Raw genomic sequence first — 26,461 nt, 5'->3', positions numbered from 1 at the left:
CACCTCCTTTATCGCTCATCCAGCCGCCCGCCGAAGCCGTGCGGCGCGTTTACTCTCCCTACCATAGCGCCAAACGCACCGGAGGGATAAAAAGAAATCTCCCCAACCATAGATAAAAAGCGGCAAAGCGCAGCGCCTGTTGATGCTGACGCCTGTAATCCTCGGCGTCGGGAGTCCCTTCCAGCAGACCTTGATGCCCATGCTTTCGCTCGTGCTGTTCCAGCATGGTCTGATCTCGCCCGCGCCATATCGGGCAGGCAGTAGCGGTCAATTGCCGAATGGCGGTATCATCAATACAGGTGTTTTGCGACGCGATAGGTGGGTGGAAATGAAAACGGCAAAATATGACGACTGCGAGAAGGTGCCTAACAAGCAAAAATGACAAACAACAGCCACACTTCCAGCGGAAACCTCCACAAAAGAGGCGGGACGACCGAACATCAGCAAACGAGCAAGGTGCGGCCTACCGGAAGTCTGCTTTCGCGGCAAATGTATTCAGCGATGCGATTTTTGACGCGCAACGCGTTACGGTGGACGCGTCAGCGGCTGGCGATATTTTCATGTTGTCTGCTACTCTCCGCCTGCGGCTTGAACACGCCAGAACCCGCGCCGCCGCCCGGTCGGCAGGCGATAGAGATCACACGGCAGCAGAGTTTATCACTGGATAGAATCGACACTCTTTCTGTTATCGTACGCGGGAGTCCTGATGACGCAGACCGCGAAGTACAGCGCCAGGCCGATCGGCGCGGCGTGCAGTATTACCGGATTGTCAGCCGGACGGAGAGCGAAAAGCTCAACTTCGGCGTCTGGAGAGCCTTTGCCGTGCTGTACAGGCAGCCTGCGGTCCAGAGCCCCTGAAACCACCCGATTAAGAGGATGTAATGAAGAAAATACTGGCCATCGCCGTTCTGCTGTTCAGTGCGGGTTCCGCCACTGCCGCCACCACGACCACCGCGCCCTGCCGCAGTCTGGAATGGAATTTATGGGTGGAGTCCGAACTGAATATTCTCGGCCAATCGCAAATCAACGTGCAGATTGGTTCGACGACCTGGCAGCAGGCGGTAGAGAGTAAACTGGCGGCGAGATCCTGGCCGAACAAGACGTCAGTACTTTGGTGTAACGCGGTTGAGCAGCGCATCGCGGCCAAATCGTCGTCGTCCACCACCAAATAAGCAAGATCGGCGGGAGCGCTCGCTCTCGCCATGACACCCCGCCTCAGCTTCGCTGGCGCACCGCTTCGAACAGACACACGCCGGTCGCGACCGACACATTCAGCGAAGAGACGCTGCCCGCCATCGGAATGCTGATCAGCTCATCGCAATGCTCGCGCGTCAAACGACGCATCCCTTCGCCTTCCGCTCCCATCACCAGCGCCATCGGCCCGGTCAGTTTGCTTTGGTACAGAGTATGGTCGGCCTCGCCCGCCGTACCCACGATCCACACGTTGTGCTCTTGCAGCAAACGCAGCGTGCGCGCCAGATTGGTGACACGAATTAAGGGCACGCTTTCCGCTGCGCCGCAGGCGACTTTTTTCGCCGTGGCGTTCAACTGTGCGGATCGGTCACGCGGAACAATCACCGCGTTCACGCCCGCCGCATCTGCGCTGCGCAGACATGCGCCGAGATTGTGGGGGTCGGTCACGCCGTCCAGCACCAGCAGGAACGGTGCCTCGTGGGCGGCCAGCAGCTCAGGCAGATCGTTTTCCTGAAACTGTCTCCCGGGTTTGACGTTGGCGATGATCCCCTGATGTACGGCACCCTCGACTTTGCTGTCGAGCCACTGGCGGTTGGCGACCTGCACGGCGATACCATTGGATTCCAGCTCGGCGATGACCGGCTGCAGACGACGGTCTTCCCGGCCTTTCAGAATGAACACTTCGAGAAAACGCTGTGGGTCGCGTTCCAGCAGGGCTTTAACCGCGTGGATACCGTAAATAATTTCGCTCATTGATACTCTTTCGACAGATAAAACGGGCGGTAAACCGCCCGCGATGTTGATGATGGAGACGCTTCGCCGCGCCCGACGATACGCCAATTCAGCCGGGTGATCCCCCCTTGCCTATGCTGCGCTTATCGCCAGGCGTCAGACCTATTCCGCAGCGGGATTTTTGCCTGCTCGTTTGGCCTTGGTGGCAGCGGCAATCTTACGTGTTTTCTGCGCGTTCTTTTTGGCTCTGGACGGCGTTTTTTTCCCGCCGTCATCCGCCTTACCCTTCTTCGCGCCGTCGTTATCGTTGCGGAACGCGCTGTCGGGTTCGAAGTTGACGTGCTTGTTGGCAGGCTTACGGCGGCGAGGGGATTTATGGTCTTTCCCGTCGCCCTGCTTCATCCGGTCACGCGCAGTTTTACCTTCGCCGCGCACTTTGCGCGTGGAAGAGACCAGCGCGAAGTCGATATTGCGCTCGTCCATATGCACCGCTTCGACGCGGATTTCCACCACGTCGCCCAACCGGTAGACCTGACCGCGCGACTCGCCAATCAAACGTTGGCCGACATTATCATAGCGGTAGTAGTCGTTATCCAGCGATGAGACGTGGACCAACCCATCGATAAACAGATCGTTGAGCCGCACGAAGAAGCCGAATCCAGTGACGCTGGAGATCACGCCGGTGAAGACTTCACCCACATGATCCTGCATAAAGTCGCATTTCAACCAGTCCGCCACGTCACGCGTCGCTTCATCCGCACGGCGTTCCGTCATGGAACAGTGCTGGCCCAGTTGCAGGCACTCCGCCATCTCGCTATGCCAGCCGCCAGTCGCGGTGGAGCGCGTTTTGCGATCGCTCAGCAGGTACTTGATAGCCCGATGTAAGGAGAGATCGGGATAGCGGCGGATCGGCGAGGTAAAGTGCGCGTAGGAGGTCAGCGCCAGCCCGAAGTGGCCGCGGTTTTCCGGATCGTACACCGCCTGTTTCATCGAACGCAGTAGCATAGTCTGCAGCATGTCGCGGTCCGGACGATCGGCCAACTGCGTCATCAGCTCCGCATAGTCCTGAGGCTGTGGTTTCATGCCGCCTTTCAGCGTCAGACCCAACTCGCCCAGCACGCTGCGCAGCGCCAGAACGTGGTCTTCGGTAGGACGATCGTGCACGCGGAACAGCGCAGGCTCTTCGTGTTTCTCGACAAACTTGGCCGCCGCGATATTCGCCAGGATCATGCACTCTTCGATCAGCTTGTGCGCGTCGTTGCGCACAACGGCTTCCACGCGATCGATACGGCGTTCGGCGTTGAAAATAAACTTCGCCTCTTCCGTTTCGAACGCGATGCCGCCCCGCTGTTCACGGGCTTTATCCAGCACTTTATACATCTCGTGCAGCTCTTCCAGCGCACCGACCAGCGGCTGGTAATGCGCGCGCAGCGCCTCGTCGCCCTGTAGAATATTCCACACCTTGGTATAGGTGAGACGCGCGTGAGAGCTCATCACCGCTTCGTAGAATTTGTAGGAAGAGAGCCGTCCCTGCGCGGAGATAGTCATCTCGCACACCATGCACAGACGGTCCACCTGCGGGTTCAGCGAGCACAGGCCGTTGGAAAGCGCTTCCGGCAGCATCGGCACCACCTGAGACGGGAAGTAGACCGACGTGCCGCGGGCGCGCGCTTCGGTGTCGAGCGGCGTATTCGGGCGCACGTAATAGCTCACGTCCGCAATCGCCACCCAAAGACGCCAGCCGCCGCCGCGTTTCTTCTGGCAGAAAACGGCATCATCGAAGTCGCGGGCGTCTTCGCCATCAATGGTCACTAACGGCAACTGACGCAAATCGATGCGCCCCTGTTTGGCGCTTTCAGGCACCTCTCTGCTGTATTCGCCGACCTGTTCTTCCACTTCCGGCGGCCAGGCGTGCGGGATATCATGGGTGCGCAGCGCGATATCCACCGCCAGCCCGGTTCCCATATTTTCGCCCAGCACTTCCACTATCTTACCGATCGCCTTGGAACGACGCGTGGCGCGCTGCGTCAGCTCGACGACGACGACCGATCCCATACGGGCGCCGGACACTGAATCGGGCGGAATCAGGATATCGAAGCTCAGACGGCTGTCGTCCGGCACCACAAAGCCCGTACCGGCCTCGGTAAAGTAGCGGCCGACGATTTGGCTGGTCCGCGGCTCAAGAACGCGAACGATGCGCCCTTCTCTGCGGCCTTTACGGTCTTCTCCGAGGGGCTGGGCCAGTACGACGTCGCCGTGTATCGTTGTTTTCATCTGTTCGGCGGACAGGTACAGGTCATCCTTGCGGCCCTCGATGCGCAGGAAACCAAAGCCGTCGCGATGGCCCATGACCGTACCACGAAGCAAATCCAGTTTTTCAGGCAGGGCGTAACATTTGCGGCGGGTGAAAACCAGTTGGCCGTCACGCTCCATCGCTCTCAGGCGGCGACGCAGCGCTTCTTGTTGTTCGTCAGACGTCAGTTCCAGATCTTTGGCCAATTCTTCACGGCTGATGGGAGTATCTCGCTTGGCGAGGTAAGCCAAAATGTATTCTCGGCTAGGAATCGGTGACTCGTATTTTTCTGCTTCTCGTTCCAGAAATGGATCTTGTGACATTAATTTCCTCCGTTGTCATCGGCAGGTGGCTGAACGGATTGTTTATTCAACCAGAAGTAATTGGTATGGCGGCGGATTTTCTTTCACCCTATCAGCCAATGTGTCACTGCCCAGCTCCTGCAGGAAATGCTGCACTGCCTGATGAAGGGCCTGCTTCAGACGGCAGACGGAAGTTATGTGACACACATCGCGATCGCAGTTGACCGAAGTCAGCGGTTTCAGTTCTCGCAACACGTCGCTGAGGCGGAGGGTCGCCGGAACCCGGCCTCGTCGGATGCCGCTGTTTTCCCTACGGACCGCATTAATCATCCCGGCGCGGCTCGTAAGTTGATAAGTTTGGCCATATGGTTGCATGAGACACCGTAGACGTCGGTCGCTGCGGTAATACTGGCCATCTTTCCTTGCGGCAACGACGCCAGATAGATCGGCGCTCGCAGGCCATAATCCGTAGAACGTGTTAACGGCACATTCACCTCAGGGGACATTTTCGTTCGGGTATCGCTAAGGAAGCCGCCCACGGCTTTCAAATCCCCCGCCGTGCTGCGCAACCACACAATCGTAAACGGCATCTCACACTACATGCTTATTTTTTATCAGCAGATAATAAACCAGCGGCAAACATCAGGGCCAATTATTTAACGTTTAACGACAATTTCACTTCATTTTGCCGTTTTTGGCCTCCGCCATAAGATAAGGGAATCCTGTTTCCCGCCCTCACCGCTCTTCTGATATGTTCTGAATCCACGCTTCGTGGCTTATTCCATGATGACACTGAGTTTGAACATGGATAGCGCCGAAACCGCCGCGCACAGGCGGTAGGTAAGGGGACCTGGCGCTGCCTGGATTCAACATGGTCAGCCAGAGATAGATTCTTATTTATAGCAGGCAACGTCCGGCGGCGTTGCAATGATGCCGCCCGTGATTTTTCTACACACAGGGAATAGACATCATGCGTTTGAAGAACCTCTCCATTCGTGCCGGTCTTTTGTCGTTGTTAACGCTTATCACCCTACTGCTGCTTATCGTCAGCGGCATGGGCATTCACGCTATAAATCAAAGCCGACAATCGCTCGGCGCCCTAAACCACATTCAGGGCATACAGCTGGGCGGCCTGATGAGCGGCTATAACCTCACGCTGCGGGCCAGAGCCTCGGCCACGCTGGCCGTCCGGAAAATTGAGGTCGGTCTGCTCGATATCGGCGCACAGGAGACCGAGCGTCTGACGCGCGATGTCCAGAGCGCAACAAACATCATCCAGCAGTTTTCCCAGACCGACAATGCGTCGGAGGAAGGGCTGACGCTGGCGAAGAACGTCGCCACATCCTATCAACGCTATCTGGAACAGGGACTCTACCCGATGGTGGAGTCCCTGCAAAAACAGTATACGGACGAATACTACAAGCTGCTGGAAAGCGATCTGACACCGCTGTCGATGGCGTTCGACAGCGCTATTCAAGCCTTTAGGACCTATGCGCAGCAGCAGGCGGTTGAGCGGATTCAGGACGCCGAATATGACGAACGCGTCATGTTGTTGCTGATTAGCGTTGCGGGTCTGCTGTCGCTGCTGCTGGTATTTCTTGGCTGGATGGCGCTGCGGCATATGCTGCTTAAGCCGCTCGACCAGGCGATTGACCAGTTGGAGCAGGTGGCGGCGGGCGACCTGACGCAGCGAATTCCGGCGAGCGGCGATAACGAATTGGGCCGCTTGAGCGATGCCATTAAGCGTATGCAACTGGCGCTGCTGGCATCGGTCGGACAGGTGCGCGACGCGAGTACCCACATTGACCGCGGCAGCCACGAACTGACCTCCGGCAACCGCCATCTTGAAGAGCGCACCGAAGCCTCCGTAGCCGCCCTCGAGCAGACAGCGGCCAGCCTGGAACAGCTCAGCGCCACGGTCAAACACAACGCCGATAACGCCACGCTGGCGCACCAGTTGACCGATAAAGTCTCGGACACCACTGACCGGGGTAACGAATCGGTGTGTCATGTCATTGAGAAAATGCAGGAAATCGCCAACAGCGCCAAACGCATCAGCGATATCCTCGGCGTCATCGACGGCATCGCTTTTCAGACCAACATTCTGGCGCTGAACGCAGCGGTAGAGACGGCTCGCGCCGGAGAACAGGGTAAAGGGTTCGCAGTGGTGGCGAGCGAGGTCCGCAATCTGGCCCAGCATAGCGGGCAGGCTGCCAAGGAGATTCGAACGCTGATCATGGACTCGCAGACCCATGTAACTGAAGGGTTGACGCTAGCCTCACAGGCGGGCGAAACCATGGATGAGGTGTCCGGCGAGATCAACCGCATCACCAGCCTGATGAAAGAGATCTCCTATGCGTCTCAAGAGCAGCATCGCGGCATTGAACAAGTCAATATCGCCTTTACCCAGATAGACAAAGTCGCGCAGCAGAACGCCGCGCTGGTGAAAGCCTCCGCCAGCACGACCGAATCGCTGGAAGCGCAATCCCGCCAGTTGGTGGAAGCCATGGCGATGTTCCGCATCGGCGATAAGCTTCCGCTGCTGCCCTAACGCCTGACCGTCGCCGCCACGGCGACGGTGTTTTATCGCTCCCCACTCTTTTTCCGTCGTTCTCCCCGCCTCCATCGCGACACGCCTGTCGAGATCGGTGCATCTATCGGGCAAAACGCACAACAATAGAGCGATTGCCCGAAATAATGACGTAAAAACCAGGCAGAATGCACAATATTTGTCGTATCCACTGCCCGCTTGCTTCGAATCAGAAAAACGGGCACGTTAATTGCTCTGTTAACCCAGGCCACTCCCCTCCCCAGGTTAAACAAAGGTCACTGTCATGTCAGAACCCAATGAGTTTCCCTTAAGTGAGACGCCCCAAAATCAGCGCAAAGGGTTGTTCTCGATCTCGATGGTATTGTTCAGCTTTACGTTCTTTACGGGAACGATGTTCGCGGGCGGTAAGCTCGGCGTCGCCTTTCCGCTGGTCGACATGCTGTGGATAGCCACCATCGGCAACCTGCTTCTGGCCCTGTACGCCGCCTCGCTGGGACTGATCGCGGCGCGCAGCGGCCTGAACTCCGTGCTGATGGGACGTTTTTGCTTCGGAGAGGCGGGCAGCAAGCTGTCGGACTTCCTGCTCGGATTCGCCGAGCTGGGCTGGTACGCCTGGAGTACCGCCAGCCTGTATATGCTCTTCACGCTGTTGACCGGACGCCGCGCGGCCCTGTCGGGAAGCGAGGAGCTGCTATGAGTTTGACCATCAGCGAAATTTTGTCGCTGCCTGGACTGGAGCCGCTCACGCTTCGCGGCGGCGCGCTCAATGTCCATCGCGCGGTGCGCGGGTACTATATGGCGGAAAACGAAGGCATCGCCGAGTGGATCATGGGCGGCGAGCTGGTCTTCGTCACCGGGATCAACCTCCCGCGCTATGAGGAAAACCTGTTGCAGCTGATGCGCGAAGGGCACCAGCGCGGTATCGCGGGCATGGTGATCCTGACCGGAGAAACGTTTATTCATGCGATCCCCGACGCCGTTGTCGCGCTCGCGGACACGCTGGGCATTCCGTTGATAGAGCAGCCCTACTCGCTCAAAATGGTCATCGTGACCCAGTTGATCGGTACGGCACTGGTCCAACGAGAAGCGACGCTGCGATCCCAAAGAGACATTCTGATCCAGTTGCTGACCGGCGAGTACCCGAGCCTTGCGATCGCCGACCAGCGCGCCAGCCATCTCCACCTTGCGCTGGAACAGCCGCGCCGGATCGCCGCGCTGCGGCTGAGCGGCACGCAAGCGCTGTTCAACGCGCACGATCCCGTTGCGGCCGAAGCGCAATTGCAGTCGGCCCGCCAGCAAATTCAACAGCAGTTAGAGACGGATCTGGCCCGCCGCGGCCACGGGCTGCCGCTGATCGTTCTGGGCGAACTGTTCATTCTGCTGCTGCCCGACGACGATCTGCTATTCCGTCGCGGCAAGCAGCAACTGCAACAACTACAGCAAACGATCGACGCCCAGATTCGCCCGCTGCGCCTGTTCAGCGGCATCTCGTCCACGGTGATCTCAGCGGCGCACTACCGCCAAGGATTGATCGAAGCGCGGCGCGCGCTGGACGTCACGGAGAGCATGCTGCCGGACAAGGGCCAGTGCGACTATAGTGAGCTGGGCGTGCTCAAACTGCTGACCGCCGTCAAAGAGCCCGAGCTGGTCACGCAGTTCATGAAGGAGACGCTGGGGATGCTGTTTGAGCCGCACCGTAAACATCCTCATCAGCTGGTGGAAACGCTCGACGCCGTGCTACAGGAAAACGGCAATTTGATCAAAGCCGCCGAGCGGCTGCATATCCATCGCAACACGCTGCACCAGCGCTTGCAGCGCATCGAACAACAGTCGGGGAACACGTTGAACGATCCCCAATTTCGCTTGAATGCGTCGGTCGCCTTGCTGATCTGGCGTATGTCCAATGCACTACAGCAGGAGTTGCTATGAAGATTATCAATGCCGCCCTTCGCCATCAGCCGGGCCTGTACACGCTGAGCCTTCACGGCGGTCTGATCGCCGCCATCGAGCCGCAGAGCGGTCCGCTGACGGCCGCGCCCGAGGACATCGATACGGGCGAGCGACTGGCGATCCCGCCGCTGGTGGAGCCGCATATCCACCTGGATGCCACCCTGACCGCCGGCGAACCGGAATGGAATATGAGCGGTACGCTGTTCGAGGGCATCGAGCGCTGGAGCCAGCGCAAAGCCACCATCACCCACGAAGACACCAAGCACCGGGCGCACAGCACCATTGGCCTGCTGCGGGATCACGGCATCCAGCACGTGCGCACCCACATCGACGTGACCGACCCCACGCTGGGCGCGCTGAAAACCATGCTGGAAGTCAAAGAGGAAGCGCGCGATCTGATCGACCTGCAGATCGTCGCGTTTCCGCAGGAGGGGATCGAGTCGTTCCCCGATGGCCGCAGACTCATGGAGCAGGCTATCGACATGGGCGCCGACGTGGTGGGCGGGATCCCGCATTTCGAAAACACTCGCGAACAGGGCGTGAGTTCGGTGAAGTTTCTGATGGATCTGGCGGAACGCCGCGGATGCCTGGTGGATGTTCACTGCGATGAGACCGACGATCCCCAGTCACGTTTTCTGGAGGTGCTGGCCGAAGAAGCCCGCGTACGCGGCATGGGTGAGCGCGTCACCGCCAGCCACACGGTGGCAATGGGCTCTTACGACAACGCCTATTGTTCCAAGCTGTTTCGCCTGCTCAAACGCTCCGGCATCAGCTTCGTCTCCTGCCCGACGGAAAGCATCCACCTGCAAGGCCGTTTCGACACTTTCCCCAAACGGCGAGGCGTCACCCGCGTCGCCGAACTGGATCGCGCGGGGATGAATGTCTGTTTCGGTCAGGACTCCATCAAAGACCCGTGGTATCCGTTGGGCAACGGCAACCTGCTCCGCGTGCTGGACGCCGGGCTGCATATCTGCCACATGATGGGCTACCAAGATCTCCAGCGCTGTCTGGACTTCGTGACCGATAACAGCGCTAAAGCGATGCATCTGGGAGAAAACTACGGTCTGGTCGTCGGTCGGCCCGCCAACCTGCTGATTCTGGATGCGGAAAACGACTATGAGGCCGTGCGCCGTCAGGCCAAGGCGCTGCTGTCCATACGTCACGGCAAGGTGATCATGCGCCGCACGCCCGAGCGCATCGGCTATGTTTAAGCCAATATGCCGGGCGAGTTCGAACCGTCCGGAAAGGCGAGCGGTTTTCGGCGTTACAGCGCGCTCAGAGAATAAGACTGCTGTTCCTCGGAGCCATCGGAGTAGATTTCGCTGATGTCGAGCGCATCTCCGTGAATCCGGAAGGTGATGATTTCATCGGCGGGGTCGTTGCGCCAGCGCCCGATACTGTCGGGATTGTTGCTGGCCCACAGCACGCGATCGCCTGCCAATTTGCATTTGATAGCCCAGCGGGAGCGGTCGCTCGGCCGGAAGTAATGCACATAGGCGGTGCCGTTTTCGACGGCGTCAAGCTTCATGATCTGGGTACTACGCCCGAAAATTAACGAGGTGGTCGCTTTGCAAATCTTGCCGACAGGGGGGGACGAGGGAGCGGCGGCGCGGGCTGGTTCAGCCATCAAGGAAAGGAGCAAGGCGACACCGGCGGTCGCGATTGTTATCTTTTTATTCATTAAAAATTCCATGTCAATAGCGGTCACCTTTTAAACTGTCGTACGCGGCAGGCTGTCAGGTTGACGCGGAACCCGTCCAGCTTGCTAAATGTTAGCTTAGACCAAACGCTTCCAAACGCGCCTTTTTTAATGCATTGAGGAACATCGTCTTCCAGACAGGTTACCCTTCGAGGTGCAGATCCGGGGCATTCTGTTTTACACTATCTGCCGAACCGACATTTCAAATCACACATAAGCCTCCCGAATGACTATGAGCACGAACCTTACGACACAGACTGTGCAGCAGAATCTACAGGGCGTCAGGCAGCAAATTTCAGCGGCGGCCGAACGCTGCGGACGCCTTCCCGAAGACGTCACGCTGCTGGCCGTCAGTAAAACCAAACCCGTCAGCGCTATTGAGGCGGCCATTGACGCCGGACAGCGCGCCTTCGGCGAAAATTATGTGCAGGAAGGCGTCGATAAAATCCTGCATTTCCGCGCCGCAAAGCCCGATATGCCGTTGGAATGGCACTTCATCGGTCCTTTGCAGTCCAACAAAAGCCGACTGGTGGCGGAGCACTTCGACTGGTGCCACACTATCGATCGCCTGCGCATCGCGCAGCGCCTGAACGATCAGCGTCCGGACGGGCTGCCGCCGCTCAATGTCCTGTTACAGATCAACATCAGTCAGGAAGCAAGTAAGTCCGGCATGATGGCGGAAGCATTGCCCGCGCTGGCCGCCGGCGTCGCCGCCATGCCCCGACTGCGCTTACGCGGCCTGATGGCGATCCCGGCGCCGGAAAGCGACTATCAGCGGCAGCTCGCGGTTTTCCGCCAGCTGTCCGATCTTTTTCAGCCGCTCAGGAGCCGTTATCCAGAGGCGGATACCCTTTCCATGGGGATGACGGACGACATGCCGGCGGCCATCGCCGCAGGCAGCACGCTGGTGCGCATTGGCACGGCGATTTTCGGCGCGAGAGATTACTCCGCCGCCTGACGCTCAACAGACACCCGACTACAGCGAGAATCCGATGGAACACCGAAAAATTGCCTTTATCGGCGCAGGTAACATGGCGCAGGCCATTATTGCCGGCTTAATCGACGGCGGCTATCCCGCCACGCACATTGCCGTCAGCGCCCCGACGGCGACGCGTCGCGATGCGTTGGCCCGGGAGTATGGCATCATCAGCTCCGGCGATAACGTCGACTGCGCACAACAGGCCGACGTCATCGTGCTGGCGGTGAAACCTCAGCTGATGGCGGACGTGTGCTCAGCATTGGCGTCGGACGTCGACTTCAGCGGCAAACTGGTGCTGTCCATCGCCGCGGGCGTCAGCGTCGCGCGTTTTCAGGCGCTACTGGGCAAACCGTTGAATATCGTGCGTATCATGCCCAACACGCCGTCTCTGGTCGGCAAAGGCATGAGCGGACTGTATGCGCCGGACAACGTCGGCAAAGCCGACCGCGATTTCACCACCCGCCTGATGGCCAGCGTCGGCGAGGTTTGCTGGGTGGACGAAGAAGCGCAGATCAACGGCGTCATCGCCGCCGCCGGCAGCGCGCCGGCTTACTTCTTCCTGTTTATGGAAGCCATGCAGCGGGAAGCCGAACGCCAGGGATTCGATGCCCGAACGGCGCGACAGCTGGTTCAGCAGGCCGCCACCGGCGCCGCCGCGCTGGTCGCCGCCAGCCCGGACAAAGATTTATCGACCCTGCGGGAAAATGTGACCTCCAAGGGCGGCACCACGGCCGAAGCGCTGCGGGTATTCAACGAACAGCACCTGGCTGAAACCGTATCGAATGCCATGCAGGCCGCCGTCGCGCGAGCCAAAGAAATGGAAAAGCTTTTTTAATCATGGCATTACGCCTCAAAGACATCTCCCTCTGACCCGAAAGGAACCGTTGCATTTATGCTTACACTGACGTTTCTAGTCAAAACGCTGATCGACCTGTATGTGATGGTGCTGCTGTTGCGCATCTGGATGCAGTGGTCGCGCAGCGATTTTTATAATCCGCTGTCGCAGTTCGTGGTGAAGCTGACCCAGCCGATCGTCGGACCGCTGCGCCGCATCATCCCCTCGCTCGGCCCCATCGATAGCGCCTCGCTACTGCTGGCGTTTCTGCTGACCACCCTGAAATACCCGCTGCTGCTGCTGATACAGGTCGGCGCGCTGTCGCTCAGCCCGATGAATCTGCTGGTCGGACTGCTGTCGCTGCTCAAATCCGCAGGTTATCTGGTGTTCTGGATGGTCATCATCCGTTCGTTGATGAGCTGGATCAGCCAGGGCCGCAGCCCGGTCGATTACCTGCTGTATCAACTGACCGAACCGCTGATGGCGCCGATCCGCCGCATACTGCCTGCGATGGGCGGCCTCGACTTCTCCGCGATGGTGGTCATCCTGATCCTGTATCTGCTGAACTACCTCGGCCTGGATCTGTTGCCCGGGCTGTGGTCCCTGCTGTGAGCGCAGTCAGCTACGATCGGGACGCGCTGGTGATTCGGCTGTATATACAGCCGAAAGCCAGCCGCGACCAGATTGTCGGCCTGCACGGCGAAGAGCTGAAGGTGGCGATCACCGCGCCGCCGGTCGACGGTCAGGCCAACGCGCATCTGGTCAAATTTCTTTCCAAGCAGTTTCGCGTCGCCAAAAGCAAAGTGATTATTGAAAGAGGCGAGTTAGGTCGGCATAAACAGATCAAAATCGTCGATCCGCAGACTATTCCCGCCAACGTCGCGGAACTCATCGCTTCACCTTCTCAGGACTAACTCATTGATGCAAAAAGTCGTATTAGCCACCGGCAACGCCGGTAAAGTGCGTGAACTCGCCGATCTGCTGGCGGACTTCGGGCTGGATATCGTGGCGCAGACCGAACTGGGCGTAGACTCCGCCGAGGAGACCGGCCTGACGTTCATCGAGAACGCCATCCTCAAGGCGCGTCACGCCGCGCGTATCACGGGACTGCCCGCCATCGCCGACGACTCCGGTCTGGCGGTGGATGCGCTGGCCGGCGCGCCGGGGATCTACTCCGCGCGCTATGCAGGCGAAGACGCCGACGACCAGCAGAATCTGCACAAGCTGCTGGAAGCCATGCAAGACGTGCCGGACGACCAGCGCACCGCCCATTTTCACTGCGTGCTGGTGTTCCTGATGCATGCCGACGACCCGACGCCGCTGGTGTGTCACGGCAGCTGGCAAGGCACTATCGCCCGTGAACCGGCCGGCAGCGGCGGTTTTGGCTATGACCCGATTTTCATCGTGCCTGACGCCGGCGTCACCGCCGCAGAGCTGACCCGCAGCGAAAAGCTGAGCCGCTCCCACCGCGGTAAAGCGCTTCGACAGTTGCTGGATGCCCTGCGCAATGCTTAAGCTGCCCCCGCTCAGCCTCTACATCCATATTCCCTGGTGCGTGCAGAAATGCCCGTACTGCGACTTCAACTCGCACGCGCTCAAAGGCGAGGTGCCGCACGGGGAATATGTGGATCACCTGCTGGCCGATCTGGATGCGGATCTGGCGATGGCGCTGGGACGGCCGCTGCACTCGATCTTCATCGGCGGCGGCACGCCTAGCCTGCTGAGCGCTGAAGCAATGCAGCAGTTGATGGACGGCGTACGCGCCAGACTGACACTGTCGCCTGAGGCCGAAGTCACAATGGAGGCCAACCCCGGCACCGTCGAAGCCGACCGCTTCAGCGGCTACCAGCAGGCGGGCATCAACCGCATTTCCATCGGCGTGCAAAGCTTCAGCCCGGACAAACTCCAGCGGCTGGGCCGCATTCACGGGCCGGAAGAGGCGAAGCGCGCCGCGCGGCTGGCCGAACAGCTAGGCCTGCGCAGCTTCAACCTTGACCTGATGCACGGCTTGCCGCAGCAGTCTTTGGAAGAGGCGCTGGACGATTTGCGTCAGGCTACCGCGCTGAACCCGCCTCATCTGTCGTGGTATCAGCTCACTATCGAACCCAACACGCTCTTTGGCTCCCGACCGCCGACGCTGCCGGACGACGACGCGCTCTGGGACATTTTCAGCGCCGGACACGAACTGCTGAGCGCCGCGGGCTATCAGCAGTATGAAACCTCGGCCTACGCCCGGCCGGGCTACCAGTGCCAACATAACCTGAACTACTGGCGCTTCGGCGACTATCTCGGTATCGGCTGCGGCGCGCACGGCAAGCTGACGTTCGCGGACGGACGCATCGTGCGCACCGCCAAGACCCGTCATCCGCGCGGCTACATGCGGGGCGAGTATCGGCATCAAATCACGGACGTCCCGCTGAATGACCGTCCGTTCGAGTTCTTTATGAACCGTTTCCGTCTGCTGGAGCCCGCGCCGCGCGCGGATTTCACGGACTATACTGGACTGACGGAGCAGGCGATCCGCCCGCAGATCGACGCGGCGCTGGCGCAAGGTTTTCTGACGGAAACCGACCGCCACTGGCAGATCACCGAGCACGGCAAACTGTTCCTGAATACGCTGCTGGAAGGCTTTCTCGCCGACTGATTTCGCCGCGCGTCGTCATGCCGCATAAAAATCGCTGACGGCGCGATAAAGCGCATTGAACTGGCAGGCGAGAATATGACAAAGTGAAGACAGGACTGAGACTGAGGTAGCAGGTAAACCACGATGAACAACATCACATTACTGACGGCTGTACTGTTGATCACCGCAACCCTGAGCGGTTGTAACACCACGCGCGGCTTTGGTCAGGACGTTCAGAAGCTCGGCAGCTCCATCTCCCGAACCGCCAGCTAAGCCGTTTAAGCGCTGACCATCACACCCCGCCCCGAGCGTTATCCCACGCTCGGGGCGATTTTCTGTCTGTTTATCCCACACTCCAACGCTCGTTTTCCCACGCCTTCCCCTGCCAGACGCGAAATTAAGGCTGGCCGACGCGAGATTTCCGCCTCACAGAGAAGGGAAAAAAGAGAGCGCCCCGTCCAGCGACGAACGCGCTGAACGAGTGGAGGGTCAGCCTGCGGAAGGCGGGGCGGAAAGGAACATGTCGATGTGCGGTATCCCGTCCTCATCGTAGACCTCGCCGACGGCGACGAAACCCAGCTGACGATAGAAGTCTTGCAGATGCGCCTGCGCCGACAGATAGCAGGGACGCTGCGGCCAGTGGCGGGAACAGGCCGACAGAGCCTGCGCCATCAGCAGATACCCCAGCTTCTGTCCGCGCGCTTCGGCAGAGACGATCACCCGGCCGATAGCGACCGCCTCGCGCTCCGGCGTGGGCGCCAGCAGGCGAGCATAGGCCAGCAGTTGTCCGTGCCGGCAGGCGACGATATGACGATGGCCCGGCGTCAGGTCTTGCCCGTCGATGTCCTGATACGGGCAAGATTGCTCAACGATGAAGACCTGATTGCGCAGCCGCAGAATTTCATACAGGCTCTGCACCGTCAGATCGTCGACGCCCCAGTCGCGCCACTCCACCGCATTCGTCACGTCGCCACACTCCTCACGCCCATCATTAACGCTTAACGCGTCCCCATGCCCACAGTACGGCAATCGCCAGCGCGAGCAGCGCGCCGAAGCCAGTCCCGATCGCTATTGCCGACACGCCCAGCTTCACGACCAGCGAGTACAGCGCCAGCATCAGCAGCATGGCGCCGTTTTCCATCAGGTTTTGCACCGCGACGGCGTTGCCCGCGCCGACGCTGGCCTTACCGGCTTCCTGCAACAGCGCATTGAGCGGCACGATGAAGAAACCACCCAGCGCACCGAGGATTAACAGGCAGGTATAGGCGCCGAATAGGCTGTGTTGCAGCGTGAAGAACACCACCATCACGCCAATCAACACCCCGGCGGGCAGACAGCGGCGCACGGTTTTCAGCGTCACCAGACGCCCCGCCGCCGCCGCACCGAAGACGATCCCCACGGCCACCATCGCATTCAGCAGCGTGGGGGTCGAGTTGTCGCTGATGCCCAGCGCCAGCGGCACCCACAGCACCAGCAGGAAACGCAGCGTCACGCCCGCGCCCCAGAACAGGCTGGTGCCCAGCAGAGACAACCTCGTTTCGCCGTTGTCCCACAGCACCCGGCAGGCATGCACGAAAGCCCCGACCATCCGTCGGGGATGCCATGAGCTGCCGCTTTTAGCCGCTTTCAGACGCGGAATGAGCAGGTTGGCGGCCAGCGCGATGCCGTAAGCCAGCGCACAGACGCCGAGCGCCGCGCCCAAATGCCAGTCCGCCAACAGGCCGCCCGCGACCGAACCGATCAGAATGGCGGCGATGGTGGAGGCTTCCATCAGGCCATTGGCCTTCACCAGCTGATCGCCGTGGCTAATCTCGCCCAAAATGCCGTACTTGGCGGGCGAATAAGCCGCAGCCCCGACGCCAACCAGCGTGTAGCCCAGGAAGGGATTGCCGCCCACGCAAATCAGCAGCGCGCCCGCCAGCTTCAGGGCATTCGCCAGCATCATGACGCGGCCTTTGGAGAAGCTGTCCGCAAACTGGCCTACAAACGGTGCCAGCAGGATATAGGCGGCGACGAATCCCATCTGTAGAAACGGCTGGCTCCAGTCGGGATACAACAGCGATTTCACCAGCGCCAGCGTCGCGAACAGCAACGCGTTGTCGCCGAAGGCGGAAAAGAACTGCGCCGCCATTACGGCGATCATGCCCCGTGAAAGCAGCGGCGTCGTTGGCGTTGAGACAGGGTTCATACGGTGTACTCCCGATCTTCCGCCATCTGACGCAACGTGACGAAGTCCGGCTTGCCGCTGCCCAACATCGGCAGCGCCTTCACGTAGCGAATATCGCGCGGCACCGCCAGTTCCGGTACGCCGTGCTGGCGCGCCTGCGCCTGTAGCTGGTCGCGGGTCAGGTCGGCATCGGTGGTGAACAGCACCAGCGCTTCTCCTTTGCTGCTGTCGCTACGGGCGCTGGCCGCATGCTGCGCGTCCGGAGACGCCTGCAACGCCAACTGCTCCACGCTTTCCAGCGACACCATTTCGCCCGCCAGTTTAGCGAAACGTTTCACACGGCCTACGATGGCGCAGAAACCTTGTTCATCCAGCGTGACGATATCGCCGGTGTCGTACCAGCCCTCTTCCCGCTCGCCCTGCGCATTGTCGGCGGCGGGCGTTTCCAGAACGCCGGGCCGTTCGACGCGGAGATACCCTTTCATCACGTTCGGTCCGCGCAGCTGCAAACGCGCGCCGGCGCCGATTCCCGGCACCGGGATCAGCCGTCCTTCCATCCCCGGCAGCAGTTGTCCGACGGTGTGCGGCCTGGCCGCCATCGGCACGTTAATCGCCACGACGGGCGCGCATTCCGTTACGCCATAGCCTTCCAGAATGCGGATACCGAAGCGCTCCTGCCAAACCTGCCGCGTCGTCTCTGACAGTTTTTCCGCCCCGGCCACCACATAGCGCAACCGCGCGAAGTCGTAAGGATGCGCATAGCGCGCGTAGTTGCCCAGGAAGGTCGAGGTGCCGAACAGCACGGTGCAATTACGGTCGTAGACCAGCTCCGGCACGATGCGGTAGTGCAGCGGACTCGGGTAGAGAAACACCTTCGCACCGGTGATTAGCGGCGTCAGCAACCCGACCGTCAACCCAAAGGCGTGAAACAGCGGCAGCGCGGACATGAAACGGTCCTGCGGCGTGAAGTCGGCCACGGTGCGAATCTGTTCGACGTTGGCCAGCAGGCTATTGTGGGTGTGCGCCACGCCTTTCGGGTAACCTTCCGAACCCGAGGTAAACAGGATCATCGCGACATCGTCAGGCTGCTGCGGCACCATCGCCTGCGCGGGGAACAGCAGATGAAACAGGATCCACAGCTTATCGGCGATCGTCACCGTCCCTTTCAGATCTTCCAGATAGACCCAGTTGGCTTCTTTCACCTGCTGGGGGAGATGGGTCAGTTTGCCTTTCTCGAGGAACTGGCGGGAGGTCACAATCGTTTTGAGGCTGGCCGCCAGAATCGCGCTTTGCAGCCCTTTGGTCCCGGCGGTGTAGTTCAGCATCGCCGGGACACGGCCACTCAGGGAGCAGCCCAGAATAGCGGCGGCGGTCACGGTCGCGTTCGGCAGCAGCAGGCCGACGTGTTCTTTGTCCGCCGTGAAGCGTTGCAGGATCCGCGACACCCCCAACGATTTTTTCAGCAGGCCGTGGTAGCTGTCTGCCTGCATGGCGACGTCCTCAATGCTGGAGGAGCCGTAGCCGTAGCGGCCACAGGCGGCCAAAAAAGCCTGATACAGCGTATGGCGAGGACGCACCGCCATGCGGGCTTCCATCATGATGCGATGCAGATGTTCGCCGGCCAGCTCACGGCGTTCGCGCGCGCCGCGGGCATCCGGCATAGGCAGTTGCACGGCCGGCAGCCAGTGCAGGGAGATCTGCGGGAAAAGGCGGCGACGCACGACGCCGCGTAAACGCCCGAAGAACGTGAACTCCGGCCCTTCCAGCCGGACCGGGACGACGGTCGCCCCTGAACGCGCCGCCACAAACGCCGCGCCGCTGTAGATCTTCATTAGGGAGCCGGTCACCGTGATGCGCCCTTCCGGGAACACCACGACCGGCCGTCCCTGCTCCACCACGCGGATCAGGCGTTTGATGGCCATCGGCTGCGTCGGATCCAACGCTACAAAGTCCACAAACCGTTTCGTCCACCGCATGAACCAGCGGTCGGCGATGGAGGAGTAGACGGCAAAGATCGGTTTTTCTTGCAGAGGCAGGAACAAGGCCAGCAGCACGCCGTCCATAAACGACGCGTGGTTCGGCGTAATCAGGAGTTTTGACTGCCGGAAGACGCGTTCGTCCCCGGTGATTTCGATACGGTACAGGCGACGCAACAGCCAGCGTAGTGCGTTATAAATCATCCCATCTCCCTAGGTAAAACCCTCGCTGGCACGCTGTTTGACCGCAGTGCCTCACGGGGTTTTAAGCGAATTCAATGGCACAAAATACTATAGCCAACCCATTGCCACCAGAATAAGCGCCTTGAGGACGCGGCCAGCACGACGCCTCGACCCAAAAAGAAAGGAGAAGGTGAACGCCGCAAGGAAACCGTCTGTTCAGGCGGGGACTCATCGCGGCTGAAGGAATGAGCGCGTATTCAGAAAGGGATAAACGACAGACAAAAAAAACCTACGCATCCGCGTAGGTTGGTGAAATAAATATGGTTCATGGTGAACGTCACATCCACTTGTCACCCATTAATACCTCTGGGAATTTCACTGTAGAGAGTCAGGCATTTATTCTCCAGCCGCGAATCGCAAGATAACTGCACGAAGTGCAACCAGGTGTAAAATTCTGCCCCACCCTGTAATTACGCCTTGTGATTAGGGCGATTCCCGCGCCTGAACAAAGTTCGTCGCGCGTTCTGAGGCACCCGCCCCGTGCGCGCGTTTTCACCCTTGTGGTAGTATGCGAACTCAGATCGATTAACTGAAAACGGGTATACCGCCATGAAAACCATGCTCGATGTGGCCCACCACGCCGGCGTTTCGAAAGCGACGGTATCGCGCGTGCTTAACGGCACCGGCCAGGTGAAAGCCAGCACGCGGGAAACCGTTTTCAAGGCCATGAACGAGTTGGGCTACCGGCCTAACTTTCTGGCGCGCTCGCTGGCCCACCGCAGCGCCAACAGCATTGGGCTCGTCGTCTCCCACTTCGACGGCCCCTATTTCGGCCGCCTGCTGCGTCGGGCCGCAGAACTGACCGAGAGCAGCGGCAAACACCTGATCGTCACCGACGGACACGATACGCCGGAAGATGAACGCCAGTCCGTCGAACTGCTGGCCGACCGCCGCTGCGACGCCATCATCCTCTATACCCGCCATATGTCCGAGCAGGAGCTGATGACGCTCTTGGCGGAGTCCAGCGTCCCGATTGTGGTGATCAACCGCGATCTGCCGCAAAGGCGCGATCGCAGCGTCGTCTTTGAACAGCAGAGCGCGGCGTTTCGGGTCGTCGACTATCTGATCACCCAAGGCCACCGCGAGATCGCCTGCATCACCGGACCGATGACGACGCCGACCTCACAGGCTCGCCTCTCCGGCTATGAAGCCGCATTGCAACACCACGGTCTGGGCGTTGATCCCCGGCGGATCGTCCACGGCGACAGCAGCGTGGAGAGCGGTTATCTCGCCGCGCATGCGCTGCTGGCCCGGGGAGTCGTGTTCAGCGCGCTGTTCTCCAGCAACGATGATATGTGTATCGGCGCGATGAAGGCGTTCAGTGAAGCGGGCAAAACGCTGCCGGAGGATCTGTCGCTGTTCGGCTTTGACGACGAGCCTAACGCTGCCTTTCTGAATCCGTCGCTGTCAACGGTCTATCTGCCGATCGAAGAGATGATGGGCACCGCCATTCAGCAGGCGCTACGTCTGATTTCGGGCGAGGAAGCCGCCCCGCTGACGCCGTTCACCGGCGTGCTGAAAATTCGCGATTCGGTGCGGCCCGGACCTTACGCCACCGCCGCTCATCCTTAAGCGACACAAAGGATTAACCGTCTTCCAGCTGGAGCGCGATATACAGCAGCAGACGGTCGTCGACGCGGGAGAGATTCAGTCCGGTGATGTCCGAGATACGATGCAAACGGTATTCCAGCGTATTTTTATGGATGTACAACGCGTTGGCCGTGACCGTGTTTTGCAGGTTGTAGCAGAACCAGCTGGAGAGCGTTTTGCGAAAGATCCCGTTGCCGTCCATCGCCCGCAGCCGTCTTAGCGGCAGCATCAGCTCGTTGGCCTGCCAGCCGCCGCGCAGGCTGTCCAGCAACACCGGCAGCGCCATGTCCTGATAGCTGTAGCAATGCGCGTCGGGCTGACGCTGTTTGCCCACCTTCATGGTGGTTTTCGCCGTCTGATAAGAACGTTGCAGACCGCCTTCGCCGGGGAAAAAGTTGCCCAGAGCCAGCCGCACCCGCAGCGGGCTTTCGTCATGCAGGCGCTGATACAGCAGTTGGATCCGCCGCAGATGGGCTTCCGGGTCCCAGCGACCGTGTTCGGACAGCGGTTGCAGCACCACCATCTCGGTCAAAGAGACAATCGCCATCAGTCCCTCTTCCCGCTCCGGCGCCATGCCCGGCTCCGTCAGCAGGTTCTGAAACTGCTGCAGCTCGGTCATGGCCGTACTGACGCCGAGCTGGCCGCTGTCCAACTCGACCACCAGCGCAACGCGTGGTTTCTGTAGGTCTATCCCCAGCCGTCTCGCCCATTCGCTGACCGTCTCGGAATAGGTATCGCAGCGGATCAGGTTCAGCACCAGCTCTTCGCACTGACGGCTGTTACGCGCCAGCAACTGCATAAGCCGCGCCTGCTCCAGCATCATTTCCGCCGTCATGCAGACCAGTTCGCCATACTGGCGCAGCCCGTCCGGCTGGCCGGTCAGGCCCACCACCCCGACGATCACGCCGTCCTGCCGCAGGGGGAGATTGATGCCGGGCTTAACGCCCTGCAGGATGTGCATGGACGCGTCGTCGATCGTGACGATACGTTCCTGCGTGAGCGCCAGCAGCGCGCCCTCATGAATTTCGCCGATACGCTCCTTGTCGCCGCTGCCGATGATTCTCCCCGTCGCATCCATCACGTTCACGTTGCATTCGATGATCTGCATCGTGCGCGCGACAATGGCACCGGCCAGCGTGGCGTCAAAATGGTAATCCGACATGTCTTTTCTCCAGACGGTGACGCAGGCACGCGGCAACACCACGCTCGCCTGCACACTCAGCCTAGCATGTTCCCCCCTCGACGAAACGCCGGAGTTAACCTCCGGACGCGCCTCGCGCCTGGGAGAGACGGATTAGACGGCCGATGTTTTCACAGGCCCGCTCCATGTTGGCAGGCCCTTCTTGCAGTAACGACGCCAGCGGATCGGCGCGCGGGATCATCCCGAAGATGACGTCGATCCCCTCCTGATACAGAGACTCGATGCCATCGCCGACGCAGCCGGACACGGCGATCACCGGGACCTGCAGCGCCTGCGCGGTCTTCGCTACGCCGTAAGGCGTTTTGCCGAAGCGCGTCTGACTATCGATGCGGCCTTCCCCCGTCAAGCAGTAGTCCGCTCCCTGTAACTTATCCCGCAGGCCGCTGTACTCGATGACGATATCAATGCCTTTTTGCATCACACAGCGCGTGAAAGCCATCAGCCCCGCCCCCAATCCGCCTGCGGCACCCGCCCCCGGCGCCGTTCCCACGGTTTTGCCCAGTTGATGCAACACCACGTCGGCATAGTGAGACAGGTTGGCGTCCAACTTCGCCACCATCTCCGGCGTCGCGCCCTTCTGCGGTCCGAAGACGTGGGAAGCGCCCTGTTCGCCGCACAGCGGATTGGTGACGTCGCAGGCCACAATGATCTCGACCTGCGCCAGACGCGGATCCATTCCGCTGACGTCGATGCGCTTCAGCTGTCCGAGCGCCCCGCCGCCGCGCGGCAGCGGTTTATCGTCGCCGTCGAAGAAACGGGCGCCGAGCGCTTCGGCCATCCCCGTTCCGCCGTCGTTGGTCGCGCTGCCTCCGATGCCGAGAATAATTTTTTCTATCCCCTTGTCCAGACAGGCGCGGATCAGTTCACCGGTGCCGTAGGTCGTCGTCACCAGCGGATTGCGGGTCTGCTCATTGACGTGGTGGATACCGCTGGCGGAGGCCATTTCAATCACCCCCACGTCGCCGTCGCCCATGACGCCGTAGACCGCGTCCACCGGCGTACCCAGCGGCCCGGTCACCGACAGGTGAAACAGCTCGCCGTGGGTGGCGTCGACCAGCGACTGCACGGTACCTTCGCCGCCGTCCGCCATCGGGACATGGAGGTAGTTCGCCTCGGGAAAGACCTTGCGCAGCCCTTTCTCCATCGCTATGCAGACTTCTTTAGCGGTCATGCTCTCTTTGAATGAATCCGGTGCCAATACAAAGGTTTCATGTTTCATAGGAATCATCTCGTCACGGGTTAAAGGAGACCGTACAGCACGGTGGCGATAATCGTCATGGTGCCGCCCACCATCGCTTCATAAGGAATGAGCGACATGCGCTGGCGCAGCGCCATGTTCATGCTGCCGGCGGTCACGTGGAAGTAGTTGCCCTGCGGCAGAGAGTCGATCACGGTCGCCCCGGTGTGCACCATCACCGCAGAGGCGATCGGACTGCCGCCGACGTTGGCGATGGCGCTGCCGAACGTGCCGGTCGCCAGAATGACGCCCGTGGACGTCGAAGCCGTGGCCGCCGCCATCAGGATCCCGGAAATCGGCGCCAGGAACGTGCCGGAGATCCCCATCAGGTTGATGAGCGCCACCACCTGCGTCGACAAATTCGACGCCGCAATCAGACCGGCTATCGCCCCGGCGCCGATTAGGATCAGGACCGTCGCCGTCATTTTCTCCAGCCCGGACGCGGTATAGGCGATCAATTTTCTATGCTGCCCCATCGCCAGCAGGCCGACGATCCCGGCGATCGGCAAGACGTACAGCGCATCAAGCTTAAACTCGGAGAGCAGCGGGATATTCAGGATCGAGCCGATGGGATTGATCATTAGCAGGATCACCGCCACCAGCGGCGCCACGATGGCCTGATGCAGCGGCGGGTAACGCTTGTCGCCCGCAGGTTGATGCGCGGACAGCGCGGCGACTTCCTGTTCGGTCACCTTGGCGCCTTTGTTTTTCAACAAACCGGCGATCAGGATCGTCATCAGCAAACCGCCCATGGCGGGAATAAAACCGGCGATCATCACATCGCTCAGGGAGATGTGGAAACCGTTAGCCGCCGCGATGGCATTCGGATTCGGTGAGATGATGTTGCCCGCCTTGCCGCCGCCGGAGAGCGCCAACAGCAGCGCCAGCTTGGAGATCCCCATTTTGTTGCCGACCGATAGCGCGATCGGCGCGACGATCAGTACCGCGACCGGGATAAAAACGCCGACGGCGGTGATGATCATCGTGGCCAGCGCCAGCGCCAGGATCGCCTTGCCCTCGCCCATTTTTTTCACCACCGCCTGGGCGATGGTCTCCGCCGCGCCGGACTCCATCATCACCCCGGCCAGCACGCCGGCGGCCAGCACGCGGATCACGGTGCCCATCACGCTTTGCGTCCCGGTGGTCAGCAGAGCCAGCGTCTGGTCAAGGCTCGCGCCGCCGATCACCGCGCCCGCGATTGCGCCGAAAAATAGCGAGTAGACGGGATTTATTTTGCGAAGAATCAAGAAAATGGCAATGAATAGACCGATTAATGCTCCATACCAACCAAGGGGTTCCATGCCGTTCATAGTATGACCTCTTTATTGTTATATCTGTTACGTAGGGTAGAGAAGCGTGTATTGCGGCGACGGGCATCAATAAGGTAACGCCGCGATTTGATAGCCCTTATTTTAGGGCTGGCGGCGGTATTCACCTATGTGCGCGAACACAAAATAAGCGGGTGAAATCACGGTGAAAACCGTGTGAAGAGACAAGGCGGGGAGAGGCCTATCACAGACGCGAGGAACGGCGGGACCAGGAGATGACGCCTCTCCCGGATGCAGGGAGAGGCGAGAGAGGTATTACAGCTGTTCCAGCGCCAGCAGCTCTTCCACCGTCTGCCGACGGCGGATCAGGCGCGGCTCGCCGCCGTCGAACAGCACTTCCGGCAGCAGCGGACGGCTGTTGTAGTTAGACGACATCGACGCGCCGTAGGCCCCGGTGTCGTGGAAGACCAGGTAGTCTCCGACTTTGGCATCCGGCAGGGCGATAGTTTCAACGCCGCCGCCCGCCTGCTGGGTAAAGACGTCGCCGGACTCGCATAGCGGCCCCGCCACCACCGTGTCGCGCAGCGCCGATCCGCCCAAATCGCGGCCATCCCCCGGCAGCAGCGTGATGTGGTGGTAGCTGCCGTACATCGCCGGGCGCATCAGATCGTTAAACCCGGCGTCGACCAGCACGAAGTGACGGCGGCCCATCGCCTTGACGGCCCGGACTTCCGCCACCAGCACGCCCGCTTCCGCCATCAGGAAACGGCCGGGTTCGATCTCCAACGTGACCGGATGACCAAGATGCGCGGCGATGCGCTCACGCGCACCGTTCCACAGCCCGTAATAGTGTTGCGTGTCGATCGACTCCTCACCGTCACGGTAAGGGATGGACAGCCCGCCGCCTGCGGAGATAGCCTCCAGATCCTGACCGAAGTCGATCACCTGCCGCACCATCGCGTCACAAACCTGTTCCAGATGGCCGTAGTCTACGCCGGAGCCGATGTGCATATGCAAACCGACTAATTTGAGCGGGTAACGCTCAATCGCCGCCAGCGCCAGCGGCAGATCGCCGTACCAGATGCCGTGCTTGCTGTTTTCACCGCCGGTATTGGTTTTCTGGCTGTGTCCGTGGCCGAAGCCCGGATTGACGCGCAGCCAGACCGGGTGCCCCGGCGAGACGGCGCCCAGTTGATTGAGCATGTCCACGGAACCGGCGTTGACGGGAATGTTCAGCGCGGCCACCCGTTTCAACGTAGCGTGATCCAGCAGATCGGCGGTGAAGACGATGTCGTGATCCGGCGTTCCCGGCTGAAAGCCGGCCGCCAGCGCGCGCTCGATCTCCCCCAGCGAAACGGAATCCACCTTGACGCCGTGCCGGCGCATCAGCGCCAGAATATGGATGTTGGAGCACGCCTTCTGCGCGAACCGAATGGTGTCGAAGGCGCGCAGTTGGGCGATGCGGTTGATGATGGTGTCGGCGTCGTAGGCCCAGACCGGGCAGCCGAAGCGGGCCGGCAGCGCCCGCAGGCTGTCTGCGTTCAACGCGTGGGAAGGGGTATTCAGATCGTGCGGCATGGGGTCAACACCTGTTAAATGAAATTATGTCTGCATTGTGCGG

At 60.4% G+C, this 26,461-nt stretch carries 24 protein-coding genes and 2 pseudogenes; 15 read left to right on the top strand and 11 right to left on the bottom strand.

What is annotated here, in order from left to right; genetic code table 11:
- Window positions 1-142 precede the first annotated feature (142 nt).
- From I6N93_RS02815 to I6N93_RS02805, 3 genes are all read left to right on the top strand, one after another.
- Window positions 143-382 (top strand): hypothetical protein, encoded by a 240-nt coding sequence (locus I6N93_RS02815; RefSeq protein WP_085686271.1) that lies wholly within the window; start codon window positions 143-145, stop codon window positions 380-382.
- A gap of 119 nt (window positions 383-501) precedes the next feature.
- Window positions 502-858: a biofilm peroxide resistance protein BsmA gene (bsmA, locus tag I6N93_RS02810; protein WP_085686340.1), complete on the top strand. Its 357-nt coding sequence runs from the start codon at window positions 502-504 to the stop codon at window positions 856-858.
- Between the two features lie 23 nt (window positions 859-881).
- Window positions 882-1,172 (top strand): hypothetical protein, encoded by a 291-nt coding sequence (locus I6N93_RS02805; protein WP_085686273.1) that lies wholly within the window; start codon window positions 882-884, stop codon window positions 1,170-1,172.
- Between the two features lie 43 nt (window positions 1,173-1,215).
- Here the strand turns inward: I6N93_RS02805 and rlmB are convergent, their stop codons facing one another.
- The 3 genes and pseudogenes from rlmB to nsrR form a co-directional block, all read right to left on the bottom strand.
- Window positions 1,216-1,947, bottom strand: a complete 732-nt coding sequence (gene rlmB, locus I6N93_RS02800; protein WP_085686275.1) for a 23S rRNA (guanosine(2251)-2'-O)-methyltransferase RlmB — start codon at window positions 1,945-1,947, stop codon at window positions 1,216-1,218.
- A gap of 141 nt (window positions 1,948-2,088) precedes the next feature.
- The gene (gene rnr, locus I6N93_RS02795) at window positions 2,089-4,542 is read right to left on the bottom strand and encodes a ribonuclease R (RefSeq protein WP_085686276.1); all 2,454 of its coding nucleotides are present in this window, start codon (window positions 4,540-4,542) and stop codon (window positions 2,089-2,091) included.
- A 42-nt stretch (window positions 4,543-4,584) separates the two neighbouring features.
- A pseudogene (gene nsrR / locus I6N93_RS02790) lies at window positions 4,585-5,027 on the bottom strand (nitric oxide-sensing transcriptional repressor NsrR).
- 464 nt (window positions 5,028-5,491) lie between these two features.
- On the opposite strand from nsrR, the gene I6N93_RS02785 reads away from it, so the two are divergent.
- From I6N93_RS02785 to codA, 4 genes and pseudogenes are all read left to right on the top strand, one after another.
- On the top strand, window positions 5,492-7,072 hold the full coding sequence (locus tag I6N93_RS02785; protein ID WP_085686278.1) for a methyl-accepting chemotaxis protein: 1,581 nt from the start codon (window positions 5,492-5,494) through the stop codon (window positions 7,070-7,072).
- Window positions 7,073-7,355: 283 nt separating this feature from the next.
- Window positions 7,356-7,703 (top strand): annotated as a pseudogene (locus I6N93_RS02780) (cytosine permease); the annotation flags it as partial.
- Window positions 7,704-7,765: 62 nt separating this feature from the next.
- Entirely contained in the window at window positions 7,766-9,001 is a 1,236-nt protein-coding gene (locus tag I6N93_RS02775; protein ID WP_085686280.1) for a PucR family transcriptional regulator, read from the top strand.
- Window positions 8,998-10,233 (top strand): cytosine deaminase, encoded by a 1,236-nt coding sequence (codA, locus tag I6N93_RS02770; protein WP_085686282.1) that lies wholly within the window; start codon window positions 8,998-9,000, stop codon window positions 10,231-10,233. Before I6N93_RS02775 ends, codA begins: the two co-directional genes overlap by 4 nt.
- Window positions 10,234-10,286: 53 nt before the next feature.
- On the opposite strand, the gene I6N93_RS02765 is transcribed toward codA, so the two are convergent.
- Entirely contained in the window at window positions 10,287-10,649 is a 363-nt protein-coding gene (locus I6N93_RS02765; RefSeq protein WP_085686342.1) for a hypothetical protein, read from the bottom strand.
- Between the two features lie 298 nt (window positions 10,650-10,947).
- Between I6N93_RS02765 and I6N93_RS02760 the strand changes: the two genes are divergently transcribed.
- The 7 genes from I6N93_RS02760 (at window position 10,948) to I6N93_RS02730 (ending at window position 15,431) form a co-directional block, all read left to right on the top strand.
- A complete protein-coding gene (locus I6N93_RS02760) occupies window positions 10,948-11,679 on the top strand; it encodes a YggS family pyridoxal phosphate-dependent enzyme (RefSeq protein ID WP_085686284.1) in 732 nt (243 codons plus the stop codon).
- Between the two features lie 34 nt (window positions 11,680-11,713).
- Window positions 11,714-12,535, top strand: coding sequence for a pyrroline-5-carboxylate reductase (gene proC, locus I6N93_RS02755; protein ID WP_085686286.1), 822 nt, complete (start codon window positions 11,714-11,716; stop codon window positions 12,533-12,535).
- 57 nt (window positions 12,536-12,592) lie between these two features.
- Window positions 12,593-13,147 (top strand): YggT family protein, encoded by a 555-nt coding sequence (locus I6N93_RS02750; RefSeq protein WP_085686288.1) that lies wholly within the window; start codon window positions 12,593-12,595, stop codon window positions 13,145-13,147.
- The gene (gene yggU, locus I6N93_RS02745) at window positions 13,144-13,449 is read left to right on the top strand and encodes a DUF167 family protein YggU (RefSeq protein WP_085686289.1); all 306 of its coding nucleotides are present in this window, start codon (window positions 13,144-13,146) and stop codon (window positions 13,447-13,449) included. Before I6N93_RS02750 ends, yggU begins: the two co-directional genes overlap by 4 nt.
- Window positions 13,450-13,456: 7 nt before the next feature.
- Entirely contained in the window at window positions 13,457-14,050 is a 594-nt protein-coding gene (locus tag I6N93_RS02740; protein WP_085686291.1) for an XTP/dITP diphosphatase, read from the top strand.
- Window positions 14,043-15,179: a radical SAM family heme chaperone HemW gene (gene hemW, locus I6N93_RS02735; protein ID WP_085686293.1), complete on the top strand. Its 1,137-nt coding sequence runs from the start codon at window positions 14,043-14,045 to the stop codon at window positions 15,177-15,179. The genes I6N93_RS02740 and hemW overlap by 8 nt, the downstream gene beginning before the upstream one ends.
- Before the next feature lie 123 nt (window positions 15,180-15,302).
- A complete protein-coding gene (locus tag I6N93_RS02730; RefSeq protein WP_085686294.1) occupies window positions 15,303-15,431 on the top strand; it encodes an entericidin A/B family lipoprotein in 129 nt (42 codons plus the stop codon).
- A 216-nt stretch (window positions 15,432-15,647) separates the two neighbouring features.
- On the opposite strand, the gene I6N93_RS02725 is transcribed toward I6N93_RS02730, so the two are convergent.
- The 3 genes from I6N93_RS02725 to aas are packed head-to-tail and all read right to left on the bottom strand — an operon-like array spanning window position 15,648 to window position 19,505.
- A complete protein-coding gene (locus I6N93_RS02725; RefSeq protein WP_085686296.1) occupies window positions 15,648-16,124 on the bottom strand; it encodes a GNAT family N-acetyltransferase in 477 nt (158 codons plus the stop codon).
- A gap of 25 nt (window positions 16,125-16,149) precedes the next feature.
- Complete coding sequence (lplT, locus tag I6N93_RS02720; RefSeq protein WP_085686298.1) at window positions 16,150-17,346, bottom strand: lysophospholipid transporter LplT; 1,197 nt, start codon at window positions 17,344-17,346, stop codon at window positions 16,150-16,152.
- Window positions 17,343-19,505, bottom strand: a complete 2,163-nt coding sequence (gene aas / locus I6N93_RS02715) for a bifunctional acyl-ACP--phospholipid O-acyltransferase/long-chain-fatty-acid--ACP ligase (RefSeq protein ID WP_085686299.1) — start codon at window positions 19,503-19,505, stop codon at window positions 17,343-17,345. The genes lplT and aas overlap by 4 nt, the downstream gene beginning before the upstream one ends.
- Before the next feature lie 588 nt (window positions 19,506-20,093).
- Between aas and I6N93_RS02710 the strand changes: the two genes are divergently transcribed.
- On the top strand, window positions 20,094-21,116 hold the full coding sequence (locus I6N93_RS02710; RefSeq protein WP_085686300.1) for a LacI family DNA-binding transcriptional regulator: 1,023 nt from the start codon (window positions 20,094-20,096) through the stop codon (window positions 21,114-21,116).
- A gap of 13 nt (window positions 21,117-21,129) precedes the next feature.
- Here the strand turns inward: I6N93_RS02710 and I6N93_RS02705 are convergent, their stop codons facing one another.
- From I6N93_RS02705 to lysA, 4 genes are all read right to left on the bottom strand, one after another.
- Complete coding sequence (locus tag I6N93_RS02705) at window positions 21,130-22,296, bottom strand: CdaR family transcriptional regulator (RefSeq protein ID WP_085686302.1); 1,167 nt, start codon at window positions 22,294-22,296, stop codon at window positions 21,130-21,132.
- Between the two features lie 94 nt (window positions 22,297-22,390).
- Window positions 22,391-23,563 (bottom strand): glycerate kinase family protein, encoded by a 1,173-nt coding sequence (locus I6N93_RS02700; protein ID WP_197669183.1) that lies wholly within the window; start codon window positions 23,561-23,563, stop codon window positions 22,391-22,393.
- An 11-nt stretch (window positions 23,564-23,574) separates the two neighbouring features.
- Window positions 23,575-24,882: a GntP family permease gene (locus I6N93_RS02695; protein ID WP_085686305.1), complete on the bottom strand. Its 1,308-nt coding sequence runs from the start codon at window positions 24,880-24,882 to the stop codon at window positions 23,575-23,577.
- Between the two features lie 273 nt (window positions 24,883-25,155).
- On the bottom strand, window positions 25,156-26,418 hold the full coding sequence (gene lysA / locus I6N93_RS02690; RefSeq protein WP_085686306.1) for a diaminopimelate decarboxylase: 1,263 nt from the start codon (window positions 26,416-26,418) through the stop codon (window positions 25,156-25,158).
- Window positions 26,419-26,461 lie beyond the last annotated feature (43 nt).

The organism is Lonsdalea populi (genome assembly GCF_015999465.1).
GTDB classification, from domain to species: domain Bacteria; phylum Pseudomonadota; class Gammaproteobacteria; order Enterobacterales; family Enterobacteriaceae; genus Lonsdalea; species Lonsdalea populi.
Note: the sequence above shows the minus strand (reverse complement) of the source record. Positions and strands in the feature narration are given on the sequence as shown.

Bases quoted from the DNA above. Each gene is read 5' to 3' on its own strand.
- I6N93_RS02815 (WP_085686271.1), top strand. From the start codon at position 143: ATGCTGACGCCTGTAATCCTCGGCGTCGGGAGTCCCTTCCAGCAGACC.
- bsmA (WP_085686340.1), top strand. From the start codon at position 502: ATGCGATTTTTGACGCGCAACGCGTTACGGTGGACGCGTCAGCGGCTG.
- I6N93_RS02805 (WP_085686273.1), top strand. From the start codon at position 882: ATGAAGAAAATACTGGCCATCGCCGTTCTGCTGTTCAGTGCGGGTTCC.
- rlmB (WP_085686275.1), bottom strand. From the start codon at position 1,947: ATGAGCGAAATTATTTACGGTATCCACGCGGTTAAAGCCCTGCTGGAA.
- rnr (WP_085686276.1), bottom strand. From the start codon at position 4,542: ATGTCACAAGATCCATTTCTGGAACGAGAAGCAGAAAAATACGAGTCA.
- I6N93_RS02785 (WP_085686278.1), top strand. From the start codon at position 5,492: ATGCGTTTGAAGAACCTCTCCATTCGTGCCGGTCTTTTGTCGTTGTTA.
- I6N93_RS02775 (WP_085686280.1), top strand. From the start codon at position 7,766: ATGAGTTTGACCATCAGCGAAATTTTGTCGCTGCCTGGACTGGAGCCG.
- codA (WP_085686282.1), top strand. From the start codon at position 8,998: ATGAAGATTATCAATGCCGCCCTTCGCCATCAGCCGGGCCTGTACACG.
- I6N93_RS02765 (WP_085686342.1), bottom strand. From the start codon at position 10,649: ATGGCTGAACCAGCCCGCGCCGCCGCTCCCTCGTCCCCCCCTGTCGGC.
- I6N93_RS02760 (WP_085686284.1), top strand. From the start codon at position 10,948: ATGACTATGAGCACGAACCTTACGACACAGACTGTGCAGCAGAATCTA.
- proC (WP_085686286.1), top strand. From the start codon at position 11,714: ATGGAACACCGAAAAATTGCCTTTATCGGCGCAGGTAACATGGCGCAG.
- I6N93_RS02750 (WP_085686288.1), top strand. From the start codon at position 12,593: ATGCTTACACTGACGTTTCTAGTCAAAACGCTGATCGACCTGTATGTG.
- I6N93_RS02740 (WP_085686291.1), top strand. From the start codon at position 13,457: ATGCAAAAAGTCGTATTAGCCACCGGCAACGCCGGTAAAGTGCGTGAA.
- hemW (WP_085686293.1), top strand. From the start codon at position 14,043: ATGCTTAAGCTGCCCCCGCTCAGCCTCTACATCCATATTCCCTGGTGC.
- I6N93_RS02730 (WP_085686294.1), top strand. From the start codon at position 15,303: ATGAACAACATCACATTACTGACGGCTGTACTGTTGATCACCGCAACC.
- lplT (WP_085686298.1), bottom strand. From the start codon at position 17,346: ATGAACCCTGTCTCAACGCCAACGACGCCGCTGCTTTCACGGGGCATG.
- aas (WP_085686299.1), bottom strand. From the start codon at position 19,505: ATGATTTATAACGCACTACGCTGGCTGTTGCGTCGCCTGTACCGTATC.
- I6N93_RS02710 (WP_085686300.1), top strand. From the start codon at position 20,094: ATGAAAACCATGCTCGATGTGGCCCACCACGCCGGCGTTTCGAAAGCG.
- I6N93_RS02705 (WP_085686302.1), bottom strand. From the start codon at position 22,296: ATGTCGGATTACCATTTTGACGCCACGCTGGCCGGTGCCATTGTCGCG.
- I6N93_RS02700 (WP_197669183.1), bottom strand. From the start codon at position 23,563: ATGATTCCTATGAAACATGAAACCTTTGTATTGGCACCGGATTCATTC.
- I6N93_RS02695 (WP_085686305.1), bottom strand. From the start codon at position 24,882: ATGAACGGCATGGAACCCCTTGGTTGGTATGGAGCATTAATCGGTCTA.
- lysA (WP_085686306.1), bottom strand. From the start codon at position 26,418: ATGCCGCACGATCTGAATACCCCTTCCCACGCGTTGAACGCAGACAGC.